The sequence below is a fragment of the Glaciimonas sp. PAMC28666 genome (assembly GCF_016917355.1).
In the GTDB taxonomy this organism is placed as follows: Bacteria; Pseudomonadota; Gammaproteobacteria; order Burkholderiales; family Burkholderiaceae_D; genus Glaciimonas.
Genome location: NZ_CP070304.1, coordinates 1,592,959 through 1,606,211, shown reverse-complemented (window position 1 = coordinate 1,606,211; position 13,253 = coordinate 1,592,959). Strand labels below are relative to the sequence as shown.

12 protein-coding genes are annotated in these 13,253 nt (G+C 50.3%); 9 read left to right on the top strand and 3 right to left on the bottom strand.

Features of this window, described 5'->3' with window-relative positions; genetic code table 11:
• Nucleotides 1–17: 17 nt before the first annotated feature.
• Nucleotides 18–638 carry a 2-dehydro-3-deoxy-6-phosphogalactonate aldolase gene (locus JQN73_RS06810; protein WP_205322349.1) on the bottom strand — a complete coding sequence of 207 codons (621 nt, stop codon included), beginning with the start codon at nt 636–638 and terminating at the stop codon, nt 18–20.
• Nucleotides 639–712: 74 nt separating this feature from the next.
• Complete coding sequence (locus tag JQN73_RS06805) at nt 713–1,765, bottom strand: 2-dehydro-3-deoxygalactonokinase (protein WP_205322348.1); 1,053 nt, start codon at nt 1,763–1,765, stop codon at nt 713–715.
• Nucleotides 1,766–2,079: 314 nt separating this feature from the next.
• Between JQN73_RS06805 and JQN73_RS06800 the strand changes: the two genes are divergently transcribed.
• Nucleotides 2,080–2,886, top strand: a complete 807-nt coding sequence (locus tag JQN73_RS06800) for an IclR family transcriptional regulator (RefSeq protein WP_370551352.1) — start codon at nt 2,080–2,082, stop codon at nt 2,884–2,886.
• An 84-nt stretch (nt 2,887–2,970) separates the two neighbouring features.
• On the opposite strand, the gene JQN73_RS06795 is transcribed toward JQN73_RS06800, so the two are convergent.
• Nucleotides 2,971–3,396 carry an acyl-CoA thioesterase gene (locus JQN73_RS06795; RefSeq protein ID WP_205322346.1) on the bottom strand — a complete coding sequence of 142 codons (426 nt, stop codon included), beginning with the start codon at nt 3,394–3,396 and terminating at the stop codon, nt 2,971–2,973.
• Between the two features lie 77 nt (nt 3,397–3,473).
• On the opposite strand from JQN73_RS06795, the gene JQN73_RS06790 reads away from it, so the two are divergent.
• The 8 genes from JQN73_RS06790 (at nt 3,474) to JQN73_RS06755 (ending at nt 12,901) form a co-directional block, all read left to right on the top strand.
• Nucleotides 3,474–5,345, top strand: coding sequence for an ABC transporter ATP-binding protein/permease (locus JQN73_RS06790; RefSeq protein WP_205322345.1), 1,872 nt, complete (start codon nt 3,474–3,476; stop codon nt 5,343–5,345).
• A gap of 187 nt (nt 5,346–5,532) precedes the next feature.
• On the top strand, nt 5,533–6,543 hold the full coding sequence (locus JQN73_RS06785) for a LysR family transcriptional regulator (protein WP_240162460.1): 1,011 nt from the start codon (nt 5,533–5,535) through the stop codon (nt 6,541–6,543).
• Between the two features lie 320 nt (nt 6,544–6,863).
• The gene (locus tag JQN73_RS06780) at nt 6,864–8,150 is read left to right on the top strand and encodes a Glu/Leu/Phe/Val dehydrogenase (RefSeq protein WP_205322344.1); all 1,287 of its coding nucleotides are present in this window, start codon (nt 6,864–6,866) and stop codon (nt 8,148–8,150) included.
• 267 nt (nt 8,151–8,417) lie between these two features.
• On the top strand, nt 8,418–9,368 hold the full coding sequence (locus JQN73_RS06775) for an amino acid ABC transporter substrate-binding protein (RefSeq protein ID WP_240162459.1): 951 nt from the start codon (nt 8,418–8,420) through the stop codon (nt 9,366–9,368).
• A 190-nt stretch (nt 9,369–9,558) separates the two neighbouring features.
• Entirely contained in the window at nt 9,559–10,506 is a 948-nt protein-coding gene (locus JQN73_RS06770) for a transporter substrate-binding domain-containing protein (RefSeq protein ID WP_205322343.1), read from the top strand.
• 137 nt (nt 10,507–10,643) lie between these two features.
• The gene (locus tag JQN73_RS06765) at nt 10,644–11,396 is read left to right on the top strand and encodes an amino acid ABC transporter permease (protein WP_205322342.1); all 753 of its coding nucleotides are present in this window, start codon (nt 10,644–10,646) and stop codon (nt 11,394–11,396) included.
• A 2-nt stretch (nt 11,397–11,398) separates the two neighbouring features.
• Nucleotides 11,399–12,094, top strand: a complete 696-nt coding sequence (locus JQN73_RS06760; RefSeq protein WP_205322341.1) for an amino acid ABC transporter permease — start codon at nt 11,399–11,401, stop codon at nt 12,092–12,094.
• 81 nt (nt 12,095–12,175) lie between these two features.
• Nucleotides 12,176–12,901 carry an amino acid ABC transporter ATP-binding protein gene (locus JQN73_RS06755; RefSeq protein WP_205322340.1) on the top strand — a complete coding sequence of 242 codons (726 nt, stop codon included), beginning with the start codon at nt 12,176–12,178 and terminating at the stop codon, nt 12,899–12,901.
• Nucleotides 12,902–13,253: the final 352 nt, after the last annotated feature.

The following is a 13,253-nucleotide window of genomic DNA, read 5'->3' as shown; positions in this document are numbered from 1 at the left end:
GCTGTCTTGTTTGGTGCCTAAGCGAAGGTGCGCCATGCGGCAATAAATTTTTCAGCATTTAGTCGTACCTGTTCGGCATCCATACCAGGCTTATAAAGAGCTGATCCGAGCCCGAATCCGGATGCGCCGGCAGCGATAAAATTTGCCATATTTTCTGGTGTAATCCCGCCTACCGGAATTAACGCAACATTCGCCGGAATCACGGCGCGCCAGGCTTTTACGACCATCGGCCCGAGCTGTTCGGCCGGAAACATTTTGAGGATATCCGCACCGGCCGCCAGCGCCGAAAACGCCTCGGTGACAGTGGCAACACCGGGGGCACAGGCAAGTCCGGCGTGCTTTGCAGCGCCAATAATGATGGGATCGCTGTGCGGCATGACGATGATTTCACCACCCGCATCTTTTACTTCCATCACCTGTTTTTCGGTTAATACTGTCCCAGCGCCCACAACGCAATCAGCGGCCACGGTTGACCGTAACCGGCGAATACTTTCATACGGCTCCGGGGAGTTTAGCGGCACTTCGATAATACGAAATCCCGCGTCGTAAAGCGCTGCGCCAATCGCGCCGACTTCGCCAGGCTGGATGCCGCGTAAAATCGCGATCATGCCGCATTGTTTCATCGCATTTTTTAACATCCGGTTTTCCTTAAATGGAGCCACAAGTTCTATCGGTATTTCTTTTTCATCGGGCATCTTTAGGCTGCGCTGCATCAAGCTGTTGTGCTAACGGACACCAATCCAGCCTGGGCGGCCAACATCCATAATCCGCGTTCCGTCGCTTGCACTGTCGCGGTGGCACCGCTGCCAATATCATAGACCTCCAATGCCGTCTTATAGCGCGCACATAGAGCGGCATCGCCCACCAGAATGATCTGCTGTGGTGGATGCGGCAACTCTTCCAGCGAACCCCGCAATACTGCGATTTCATGGCCGATTAATAGCCCTGAAAGGTATTCGCGTTGACCGGCACCATTCAGCACACCGGTCAATCCCAAGGTCCGGGAACTGAAGATTGTAGACAGCACGCCGGCCCGTCCGGCCACCGTCTGCGCCACGTCCAGGCCGCGCAAAAAAGCCGCATTGTTTGGCGCATTTTTTTTGTCATCGTCATCGACGGAGGCATCCATTTGCATGGTTCGCCCTAAAATAGTATGTGCACACAAAGCGGCGTAAACTTCGCCGGTCATGAACGTGTCGAAATGCTGAATTGTGGGCTCCGTACTATGCTGATGGACGCGTACCCATTTTGAATGCGTGCCCGGCAAGCCAATCAATACATCGTCAACCCCACGTTGATGCTTGCCGCGTTTTTCAGCTGCGATGGCCAATGCGCCGATCACCTGAGTTTCTTCGCCGCGCATCACATTTGGCAAGGTAGAGTGTTGTACCAGGCCGGGAACAATATGGACGGTGAACCCGCTGACGGTTTGGACCGCTTTCAAGGTCTTGCCGATCTGATTGATAGTAATAGGCGTCGGCAAGTAAGGTGCTTCGCACCAGCCTTGCATGCTGCCGATCATGCCGCAAGCGATGACCGGCGATTGCGGTGCGTCGCCTAACCAGTCGCCGCAAGCTTGTTGGAAAGCCAGTTCGAAGCCAGCCTTGTCGCCTAGCGCTTGTTGCTCGGCGGGCGTGACATTCGGTAAATGCATAATCCCGGTGGAAAGCGCGCGTTGTTCCAGTACCACACCATGCTGACCGATGCGATATGCGCGTAACGACGAGGTGCCCCAGTCCAATGCGATTAATTGGGTTTGATTCATGAGTTTTTCTTTCCCGGTACCTGCGGCATTATCGTGGGTTGGTGGTCGGTTATTTATGGCAAAGCGACAAGGCGGTTAAACCGTGTTCAGATAACGGACTTGCTGTTAACTTGCAGCAGGTCACGAGCAGTTCACCAGTTATCGCACTCTAGCCCTTCGCATTTATTTTGTCAATATATGAAACTAAGTCCCAATATGTGGGATTTGTGGCTTTATTTGTGTAAAATACGCCTTAGATTTCTATCATTTATCGCCTGCAATGTGCCTCGGATGTCGGTTCGTGACCGTCTAATACCGAATAAAAAAAGAAAGTGTTGAATATGACCAAGCCAACCGGAGTAGTTGAAAGTAATCCCACCGGTACGCAAACCTTGACGCGCGGTCTGGCCGTGGTACAGGCGGTAGCAACGGGCGCACGTGATTTGATGGACATCGCCAGTGCGGTCGGAACCACTCGCAGTACGACGCACAGACTTGCCAGTTGCCTGGTGCAGGAGCGATATTTACGCTTTAGTCCGATTACCGGGTACGTGCTTGGGCCGAAGCTAATTGAATTAGGGTTTCAAGCGCGCGAAGAGGTGTCGCTTTCTGTCGTGGCGCGACCTTATCTGGAATCGCTGGCAGAGCAAACGAATGACACTATTCATCTCGCCATAAAGGATGCGGATGATGTTCTTTATCTGGATAAAATTTCCGGTAAGAAGGGCCTGGAGATGCGATCGCGGGTTGGTCATCGAATGCCGATAGCGACCACCGGGGTCGGGAAAGCGTTGATGCTAGGGTTAGCTGAAGACGGCTGGAAAGAGCTGTACGAGAAACGGTCGTTTGCAAATACCGTCGACAGCGCTAAATTGTTGAAAAAAGGCAGCTGGAGCGAATTTCTTGCGCAAATGCAGCAATACGCAAAGGGAGATTTTTCCTTTGATCTGGAAGACAACGAACCGTCGATCCGTTGCGTGGCGGCACCGATTCGTGACGCCAGTCATACGATCGTTGCCGCTATCAGTGTGTCGAGCACACTACCTTACATGCCGCACAAGCGGATGCAGGCCTTAATTCCCATTGTAAAACAGGCGGCCGCGGCTATTTCGCGCGAGCTGGGGAGTTATCATGGGCAGTAAAGCCAAGGCTGGCTTCACTGCTGCTAATTTACCTGCACGGCCTGTATTTGCGCCCATTTAGCCTGTTTTGACTGCTTAGTCGACTTAACCCAATGTATCCAATTTGGGGATCTGCCGTGGTTTGCGACTTGGATCGGTCGCAACATAGGTTAACGTTGCTTCGGTCACTTTCACTGTCTCTGCTTGCAGACGGTTGCGTTCGGCGTAGACTTCTACATAGACGGTAATTGATGTATTGCCGACTTTGACGATGTCCGCATAAAACGACAACAGATCGCCCACAAACACAGGGTTTTTGAAAACAAATGAATTCACTGCGATGGTTGCCACGCGGCCATTGGCGCGTCGAGTCGCTGGCAATGAGCCGGCAACGTCCACTTGCGCCATAATCCAACCACCGAAGACGTCGCCATAAACGTTGGCGTCGCTCGGCATAGGCATCACGCGCAGTTGGGGCATTTTACCAACTGGTAATTCACCCAAGGTTTGGTCGTTAATTTGTTCAGTCATGTTGGTAATCCTTTAATCCTTAACGGCTACAATGGTTGATTGACCTGTAGCATAAACTATTCCTCTAGATTCCATCCATGCGTCGTTACTCTTCTCCTTCTCCAGATGTCGCTAATCCGGCATCCGCGCCTGCTCCTAAACGGAGTGACTGGTCTACCTTAAAAACGTTGATACCCTATTTATGGACGTACAAATGGCGTGTTTCGTTGGCGCTATTGTTTTTGGTGGGTGCCAAAATGGCAAACGTTGGCGTCCCCCTGGTCCTTAAGCGACTAGTGGATAGCATGACTATCACAGCATTGCATCCCCAGGCTATGCTGGTTTTACCGCTTGGCATCCTGGCAGCTTATGGCGCGTTACGACTCAGTACAACATTGTTTACTGAGTTGCGCGAATTTGTTTTTGCGCGAGTGACCCAACGTGCGGTGCGGACCATTGCCCTGCAGGTGTTCAGACATTTACATGCATTGTCCTTACGCTTCCATTTAAACCGGCAAACAGGTGGAATGACGCGTGATATTGAACGCGGTACGCGAGGCATATCATCGCTGGTTTCATACACCTTATTTAGCATCTTGCCGACGCTGGTGGAAATTACGCTAGTGCTGAGTTATCTCGCAATTCATTACGATATCTGGTTCACTGTGATCACTGGCGGCGCCCTGATCATTTATATTGCTTTTACCGTCGTAGTGACGGAATGGCGCACGCATTTCCGCCGCACCATGAATGCGCTTGATTCGAAAGCCAATACCAAAGCGATCGACTCTCTGATCAATTACGAAACCGTCAAATATTTTGGCAATGAAGCCTACGAGGCCAAGCGATACGATGACGGGTTGCGTGATTATGAAACCGCGGCAGTGAAATCGCAGACCTCGTTATCGTTGCTCAACACCGGGCAGTCGTTGATTATTGCCATCGCTGTGACGTTGATCTTGTGGCGTGCAACGCAGGGTGTCATTGACGGAAAAATGACGTTGGGGGATTTGGTCCTGGTGAATTCATTCATGATCCAGTTATATATACCCCTCAATTTTTTGGGTGTCATTTATCGTGAGATTAAACAAAGTCTGGCCGATATGGAGCGCCTGTTTTCGCTGCTGGATGAGAACCGTGAAATTGCCGATTCACCTGATGCCATGCCGCTTTTCACCAGCGGCGCGCAGGTCCATTTTTCGCATGTTGATTTTAGTTATGAAAGCAATCGGCAAATTTTGTTCGATGTTGACTTTACGATCGCTGCCGGTACCACCACTGCGGTCGTCGGTCACAGCGGCTCGGGCAAGTCGACGTTATCTCGCCTTCTATTCCGCTTTTACGATATCGATCAGGGAAAAATTACCATCGACGGGCAGGATTTGCGCGCCATTACGCAAACGTCTTTACGTCAGGCCATTGGCATCGTGCCGCAAGACACAGTCTTATTTAATGACAGCATAGAGTACAACATTGCTTACGGCATGCCGAATGCCAGCAAAGCCCAAATTATTGCAGTGGCGAAGGCTGCGCATATTCACGATTTCATTGAGTCTTTACCGGCTGGCTATGCGTCCATGGTGGGCGAACGCGGATTGAAATTGTCCGGCGGAGAAAAGCAACGCGTGGCGATTGCGCGTACTTTGCTAAAAGATCCGGCGCTGCTAATTTTCGATGAAGCCACGTCAGCATTGGATTCCAAATCTGAACAGGCAATCCAGACGCAATTAAAAGAAATAGCAAAAAACAGGACCACCCTGGTCATCGCACATCGGTTGTCGACGATTGCCGATGCCGAACAAATTTTGGTGCTGGATCATGGTCGCATTATCGAGCGTGGCACGCACGGTCAACTATTGGCAGCGAATGGCGCGTATGCACAAATGTGGGCGCGTCAGCAGGCCAATCCTGAAGAGGCCGCAGCCGTTGCATCCTCCTCGATTCCGCAGATGCCCTTTGCTGAAGTTTGATGTCAGCTTTGGCCGCCGATGGGCGAGGGGGGGGAAAGCGTTGATCGGTTCGCTGGCATAATATTGCGCCCGGATGCCGCTATCCGAATGAGCCAATTCCACGGTACATTCAATTTATGGCCATCATTTGATATTTTTTGGCCAGCAATAGGCCCTCTGAACGCTGACTTCGCGTTACGATAGCGGGATGGAAAGCAAATGGTTAGAAGACTTTATTTCGTTGGCAGAAACGCATAGTTTCAGCCGTTCGGCAGAACTGCGTCACGTCACGCAGCCGGCGTTTTCGCGCAGAATACAATCGCTTGAAGCGTGGCTTGGCGCGGATCTGATTGATCGCACTTCGTATCCCACGCGTTTAACGCCTTCGGGAGAAGTATTTTACGAGCAGGCGATGGAAATGCTCGGACAAATTAACAATGCGCGCGCGTTGATGCGCGGTAAACGTCCGACGGGATTGAGCACGGTTGATTTTGCTGTCCCGCATACGTTGTCGTTAACGTATATGCCGCGCTGGATTCGCTTATTAGAGACCGATTTCGGCCCCCTCACCACGCGTCTGATCGCGCTTAATGTGCATGATGCTGTGATGACGATGGTCGATGGCGGGTGCGATTTACTGTTGTGCTATCACCATCCGCGCCAACCGGTGCAACTTGATTCTGGCCGTTATGACATGTTGACCCTGGGCAGTGAGGTATTGCGCGCTTACGCCCACTGCAACAAAGCCGGAGAGCCGGATCATTTGTTCCCTGGTACCAGCGCAGCCCCGTTACCTTTCTTGTCTTATACCAGTAACGCGTATCTCGGACGTATGGTGGAGCTGATATTAGCCGATGCAAAGAAGCCGTTGCATCTGGAGAAGCGTTATGAAACTGACATGGCCGAAGGCTTGAAAATGATGGCGCTAGAAGGCCATGGCGTGGCTTTTTTGCCCGAATCTGCGGTGACGCGTGAAGTCAAATTAAAGCAATTGGCGCGCGTGGACGATAGCGCCACCGAATGGGAGGCCACCATGGAAATTCGCCTGTATCGCGAGCGTCCAACCGCACAGCGACCGGGTAAGCCGGTGGTGGCCCGGCTATGGGCCTATCTGTTGCAACAGCAAGAGTCACGGGCTCCTGCAACCAAAATCAGGCAGGTCACGGATAAACTAAAAAGTAAAATAAACGGCCCCACAGCCAGCCACGCCAAAAAATAAAATCGGGGCTATCGCATCGTGGCCTTGTCACGGATTTGCGCCCTGTGCCGGAGAAGCGATCCGAGCAGCACCCTCAGCTTAGGTGGCATAAACGCCGTCTGGATTACTTTCGCGAAAGACCGGGAAAGAAGCCGCGCTTGACAGGAGCACTACCCAGGCCAAACAACATCCATGCAAAAAATGCATAACGGCATGCATACAAAGCATTGGAATGGAAGCGCCCCAATGTTTTACGATTCGCTGCGAGTTTAGTCAGGCTGTTATCCCGCCTTGCCTCACCCAATTTGCACCTTATTGCAACCTACGGAGCGCGTATCCAAATGTCTATCCAACATGAAGTTCCTTCTTATTTATCCACTCATGGCATTGGCCCATGGGGAGATTATCTTGAACAAATCGATCGTGTCACACCTTACTTAGGTTCCCTGGCGCGTTGGGTCGAAACCATGAAACGCCCCAAGCGTATCTTGATCGTCGACGTACCGATCGAACGCGACAACGGCACCATCGCCCATTTTGAAGGTTATCGGGTGCAGCACAATACTTCGCGTGGTCCAGGAAAAGGCGGAGTGCGTTTCCATCAGGACGTAACATTGTCTGAAGTGATGGCATTATCCGCATGGATGACGGTTAAAAATGCTGCGGTCAACGTGCCTTACGGCGGTGCCAAAGGCGGCATTCGCGTTGATCCGAAGACGCTTTCGCCCGGAGAGTTACAGCGAATGACGCGTCGTTATACCAGCGAAATCAACATCATTATTGGCCCAAATAAAGATATTCCCGCGCCAGACGTTAACACCAACGAACAGATCATGGCATGGATGATGGACACATACTCCATGAACCAGGGAAGCACTGCTTCCGGCGTCGTCACAGGCAAACCAATCTCTTTAGGGGGCAGCCTGGGGCGGCGTGAAGCCACCGGTCGCGGGGTTTTTGTGGTCGGTTGCGAAGCTGCCGCCAAGCGCGGTCTGGATATCAAGGGCGCGCGCGTTGCTGTGCAGGGTTTCGGTAACGTCGGCGGGATCGCTGCCCGACTGTTTTCAGAGGCTGGCGCGAAAGTCGTTGCGGTACAGGATCACATGAGCACCGTCGTGCGTGAAAACGGTCTGGATGTCGTTGCATTGCAAGATTACGTACTGAAGACTGGTAGCGTCGCTGGATTTTCAGGTGGCGAAGAAATTTCTGATCGGGCGCTCTTTTGGGCGACCGATTGTGACATTTTGATTCCCGCAGCGTTAGAGCAGCAAATCAACGTCGATACAGCGCATACTATTCGTGCCAAGATTATTTTAGAAGGCGCGAATGGACCAACCACCCCGGCTGCTGATGATATTTTGCACGACAAGGGCGTTTTAATCGTGCCGGATGTTATCGCCAATGCGGGTGGTGTCACTGTGAGTTATTTTGAATGGGTGCAGGATTTTTCCAGTTTCTTCTGGACCGAAGATGAAATCAACTTACGCCTTACCCGCATCATGCGAGAAGCCTTCACTTCGGTGTGGCAACTGGCAGAGGAGAAAAAAGTATCACTGAGGACAGCGGCATTTATTATGGCGTGTACGCGCGTTTTGCAAGCGCGTGAAATGCGTGGCTTGTATCCTTGATTGAGGATGCGCTATAGTCGTCTATTTCTTGCGCGCATCTTTTTGGGGCGTTATCAGATCGATAATCGCTACCAGGAGGATGGAGAGTGTTTCGATACCGCCGATGTCTGGCAGTATTTATGACACCGTGGCGCTGCTAGCAACCGTTGGTGAGCGAGCGCAGGAAATCAATTCGACATCGTTGTACACGGAGGTTATGCCTGGCTTAAATCTTGCGTAACAATCGTGGCTCCGGTATTAGCGCGTCATTTAAGGGAGAGTGCAGTTATGATGGAAAGTAAGGCTAACGCTGGCGTTATACGGACGAATTGCCTTAACGGGTCGGGTCATTTCAAGAGTGTGGCGTTGTTACTAACCGGGTTGCTCGTTAGTACGGCATCCATTAATGCGCGCTCAGAAGCTTTAGACAAGATTCGTGACACAAAAACGATCACGATCGCTTATCGTGATGCCTTATTGCCATTTTCGTTTCTGGACCAGAATAAGCAGCCGGTTGGATATTCCATTGATTTATGTTTGAAAATCGCGGAAGCGGTAAAGCAGCAATTGAAGTTGTCGCAGCTAGCAATCGCGTATGTCCCCGTCACCTCCTCTACGCGAATTCAGGTCGTCGAGAGCGGCAAAGCAGATCTTGAATGCGGTTCAACCACGAACACGCCAGAAAGACGCAAGCATGTAGCGTTTACGATTGCGCATTTTATTGCTGGAATACGTATGATCGTGAATACTGACTCGGGGATCACCAATTGGCCGGACCTGCGCAATAAGACCGTTGCGACCACCAAGGGGACGACAAGTATAAAAACGTTGACGGACCGTGGTCAGGTCAGGTCACTCAATATCGTTTTAAAAGAAGGTAACGGGCATGAGGACTCCTTCGGTATGGTGGAAAACAAGTCGGTCGATGCATTTGTAATGGACGATGTGTTGCTGTATGGCCTGCGTGCGGAATCCAAGAATCCGATTGCCTATAAAGTGGTCGGTGATCCGTTGAGTACAGAGGCTTACGCAATCATGTTGCCGAAGGATGATCCTGCTTTTAAATCAGTAGTGGATCATGCGGTGGCCAGAATGATTCAGGATGGGGAGTTCAAGAAGCTGTATCAAAAGTGGTTTTTAAGTCCGATAGCCGCAAAAAATAATATAAACCTGAATATGCCAATGGGCTATTTGTTGAGGGAATCATTGCGGTTTCCATCGGATAAGGTAGGGGATTGAGGCACCGGATGGAATTTTTCCCGTCAATCGCCAGATTGGCGGCGTTGTTGAGGGGGCAAAGTGGTGAGGCGCAATACGTTATCTAAGTAAAAGACTCAATTACGTATTGCGTTGGTAGAAGGATGGATAAAGTTTTTCTTTTGCGGTGTTGATTTTGTTAAACTAAACAATTATTTTCCGGGGAGTCGTTATGAAGGTATCAAAGTTAATCGTTGCGTTAATCAGTGTTGGTGTGATTGCTGGTGCGGCTCAGGCGCAAGAACTGACCGGTACACTTAAAAAGATCAAGGATACCGGGACTATCACATTAGGTGTCCGCGATTCCTCAATTCCATTTTCATACCTGGATGACAAACAGTCGTACCAGGGTTACTCGATCGATTTGTGTATGAAGGCAGCAACCGCTATTCAGAAACAACTCGGCATGATTGCCTTAAATGTCAAAATGGTGCCGGTCACCTCCGCCACTCGTATCCCGCTGATTTCAAACGGCGCGATCGACTTGTCTTGCGACTCTGCCACCAATAATCTGGAACGTCAGAAAGTTGTATCGTTCGCCCCAACAATGTTCGTTACCGCAAATCGTTTGTTGGCCAAAAAAACGTCCAACATCACCAAGCTTGATGATTTGAAGGGCAAGACGATTGTATCGACTTCCGGTACCTCGAACCTGAAACAAATCACCGAACTAAACGCCGAGCGCAAACTGGGTATGAACATTTTGGCGGCTAAAGATCATGCCGAAGCGTTTCTGATGGTTGAGACTGGCCGTGCGGTTGCCTTTGCGATGGATGATATTTTGCTGTCATCACTGGCTGCCAGCTCGAAGAAGCCAACTGACTATTCGATTACTGCTGAAGCACTGTCAGTTGAGCCATACGGCATCATTGAGCGCTCTGGTGATTTGCCCTTCAAAAAGGCAGTCGATACCGCGTTGACCAATGTCTATAAATCAGGCGAAATCAATAAAATCTACGCTAAATGGTTCTTGTCACCGATTCCACCTAAGGGAATCACGCTAAACATTCCGATGAGTCCAGAACTGAAAGCAGCATTTGCCAAGCCAACAGATTCGGGCGATCCATCAGTTTATGCAGTAGTGCCGGAAGCCCAAAAAGAATCTTCCAAGAAAAAATAAGATGCGCACATCTTAAGCAAAATGGGGGGCGAAAGCCTCCCGTTTTGTTTTCGAAAACGAAGTTGCTGTAGTGCACAAATAATTTTTAATGCCGGCATTGCTATTGGTATTAATGGCTTGTAATAGAGGGACTCAATATGCATTACAACTGGAACTGGAACATTTTCTGGCAAATGTCTCCCGATGGTGTCAGCACCTACATGCAAACCCTGCTGGTCGGGTTGAAGTGGACGCTCGCACTATCTGCTTTGGCGTGGATTATGGCGCTTGTGATTGGTACCGTAGTCGGTACGATCCGCACGATGCCGAATAAATGGGCAGTGCGTATCGCCAATGGCTATGTAGAACTATTCCGTAATATTCCTCTATTGGTACAGATGTTCTTATGGTATTACGTGATGCCAGAGCTGGTGCCGACCGGATTAGGTGATTGGCTTAAAAGTTTACCGAATGCGTCTTTTATCACCGCATTTCTCGCGCTGGGATTTTTTACGTCGTCTCGCGTTGCTGTCCAGGTTTCTGCAGGAATCCATGCATTGCCACGCGGCCAAAAGCTCGCTGGCACAGCACTCGGGTTGACACTCCCACAAACTTATCGGTTTGTGTTGTTACCAATGGCTTTCCGCATCATCGTACCGGCGCTCACTAACGAGTTTGCAGCCATCATCAAAAATAGTTCGGTAGCATTGACTATCGGCCTGGTTGAACTGACCGCCGCCACTTATTCGATGCGTGAATTCACTTTCCAAACTTTCGAGTCCCTCACCGGCGCCACGGTCATTTACATCATTATCTCTAGCCTGGCGTTGTTATTGGCGCGGTTTTTAGAGAAGAAAACAGCGGTCCCGGGTTTCATTACCTCCGGTAGCGCCAGCACGGGAGGTCATTAATCATGTTTGCGAATTTTGACTTTGATGTAATCCAGCGATCATGGGTATATCTCTTTACGACCGGTATGAAGTTCACGCTGATGCTGACAATCTCGGCGATGATTGGCGGTATTTTCTTCGGCACCATCCTCGCGATGATGCGATTGTCGCACAGCAAAACGATCTCGTTCATAGCCACCAGCTACGTTAACCTGATCCGCTCGGTACCTTTGGTGTTGGTGATTTTCTGGTTCTATTTCCTGATGCCATTTATCGGCGCCTGGATTACCGGCGCTTCCCAACCGATTCAGGTCGATGCATTTTCCTCCGCACTCGTGACTTTCATCTTGTTCGAAGCCGCGTATTATTGCGAAATCATGCGATCCGGCATACAGTCGATTCCACGCGGACAGGTGTCCGCCGGTTATGCACTGGGTATGAACTATTGGCAGATGATGGGTAATGTCGTGTTGCCACAGGCATTCCGGAATATGATTCCAATCCTGTTTACACAAACCATCGTATTGTTCCAGGACGTCTCGCTGGTGTATGTGCTGGGATCTGTGCCGGAGTTTGTCACCGTAGCATCAAAGATCGCGCAACGTGACGGCCGTCTGGTGGAAATGTATCTATTCGTCGCAGTGGTTTATTTCGTGATGAGTTTCGGCTTGTCCACGCTGGTAAAGAAACTGCAGGAAAAGGTTGCGATCATTCGATAACGTGCACCTCTTGCCGTGGCTCCTGCGCCCGGCAATAGAGAGCACTTGCAAAACTGTATTCAGTAATTTGGAGAAAACTTCATGATTAAACTTAATAACGTCAGTAAATGGTACGGTCAGTTTCAGGTGTTGACCGATTGCACCACAAGCGTTGCCAAGGGCGATGTGGTGGTCGTATGCGGTCCTTCCGGTTCCGGGAAGTCGACCCTCATTAAAACTGTTAATGGTCTTGAGCCATTTCAAAAGGGCGACATCACCGTTGATGGTATTTCTGTTGGAAATCCAAAAACTAACTTGTCGAAACTGCGCGCGCGCATTGGTATGGTGTTTCAGAATTTCGAACTTTTTCCGCATCTGTCGATTCGCGAGAATCTGACAATCGGTCAAATCAAGGTTTTGGGCCGCAGCGTCAGCGAAGCCACCGAGAAGGGTTTAAAATACCTGGATCGGGTGGGTCTGAGTGCGCAAAAAGACAAATTTCCCGGCCAATTGTCGGGTGGGCAGCAACAGCGCGTCGCGATCGCCCGTGCGTTGGCGATGGACCCGATTGCGATGTTGTTCGACGAACCGACGTCAGCACTCGATCCTGAAATGATCAACGAAGTACTGGACGTGATGGTCGGTCTGGCGCAAGAAGGCATGACGATGATGGTGGTGACCCATGAAATGGGTTTCGCCAAGAAAGTAGCCAACCGCGTGATCTTTATGGATCAGGGTTTGATTGTTGAAGACTGCAAAAAAGATGAATTTTTTGGCGCACCGCGTTCTGATCGTGCGCGCGACTTTCTGGCCAAAATTATTCATTAAAAAGGTACTTGTAGAAAGCTCTGGCGATTTCTGTTGCCGGGCAAAGGCTCCGATCGGAGTCTAAACAAGCCTAATATGTATTTTTTGACAACGCAAACATGTGTATCGGCCGCTTCAGGAAATAACTGAAGCGGCTTTTTTACGTGAAAATTAAACGCGTCATAGGTGTTACACCAGCTCGCAACAGTGAGTAAGGGTGCGTCCGGTGTATGGTGAGTATCTGCACTTTTTTTTTCAACTTAGATGCTGGCAAAACCATTATGTACATCCAGCTGCGCGTAAATCCATGTGAAATGGTTGTGATAACACGTTCGGTGGTGCGGCTGCGGTAAAATGCCGACTTACGCCTATT

Excerpts from the sequence above, each read along its gene's own strand:
- JQN73_RS06810 (WP_205322349.1), bottom strand. The coding sequence starts at position 638 with ATGTTAAAAAATGCGATGAAACAATGCGGCATGATCGCGATTTTACGC.
- JQN73_RS06805 (WP_205322348.1), bottom strand. The coding sequence starts at position 1,765 with ATGAATCAAACCCAATTAATCGCATTGGACTGGGGCACCTCGTCGTTA.
- JQN73_RS06795 (WP_205322346.1), bottom strand. The coding sequence starts at position 3,396 with ATGACTGAACAAATTAACGACCAAACCTTGGGTGAATTACCAGTTGGT.
- JQN73_RS06790 (WP_205322345.1), top strand. The coding sequence starts at position 3,474 with ATGCGTCGTTACTCTTCTCCTTCTCCAGATGTCGCTAATCCGGCATCC.
- JQN73_RS06785 (WP_240162460.1), top strand. The coding sequence starts at position 5,533 with ATGGAAAGCAAATGGTTAGAAGACTTTATTTCGTTGGCAGAAACGCAT.
- JQN73_RS06780 (WP_205322344.1), top strand. The coding sequence starts at position 6,864 with ATGTCTATCCAACATGAAGTTCCTTCTTATTTATCCACTCATGGCATT.
- JQN73_RS06775 (WP_240162459.1), top strand. The coding sequence starts at position 8,418 with ATGATGGAAAGTAAGGCTAACGCTGGCGTTATACGGACGAATTGCCTT.
- JQN73_RS06770 (WP_205322343.1), top strand. The coding sequence starts at position 9,559 with ATGAAGGTATCAAAGTTAATCGTTGCGTTAATCAGTGTTGGTGTGATT.
- JQN73_RS06765 (WP_205322342.1), top strand. The coding sequence starts at position 10,644 with ATGCATTACAACTGGAACTGGAACATTTTCTGGCAAATGTCTCCCGAT.
- JQN73_RS06760 (WP_205322341.1), top strand. The coding sequence starts at position 11,399 with ATGTTTGCGAATTTTGACTTTGATGTAATCCAGCGATCATGGGTATAT.
- JQN73_RS06755 (WP_205322340.1), top strand. The coding sequence starts at position 12,176 with ATGATTAAACTTAATAACGTCAGTAAATGGTACGGTCAGTTTCAGGTG.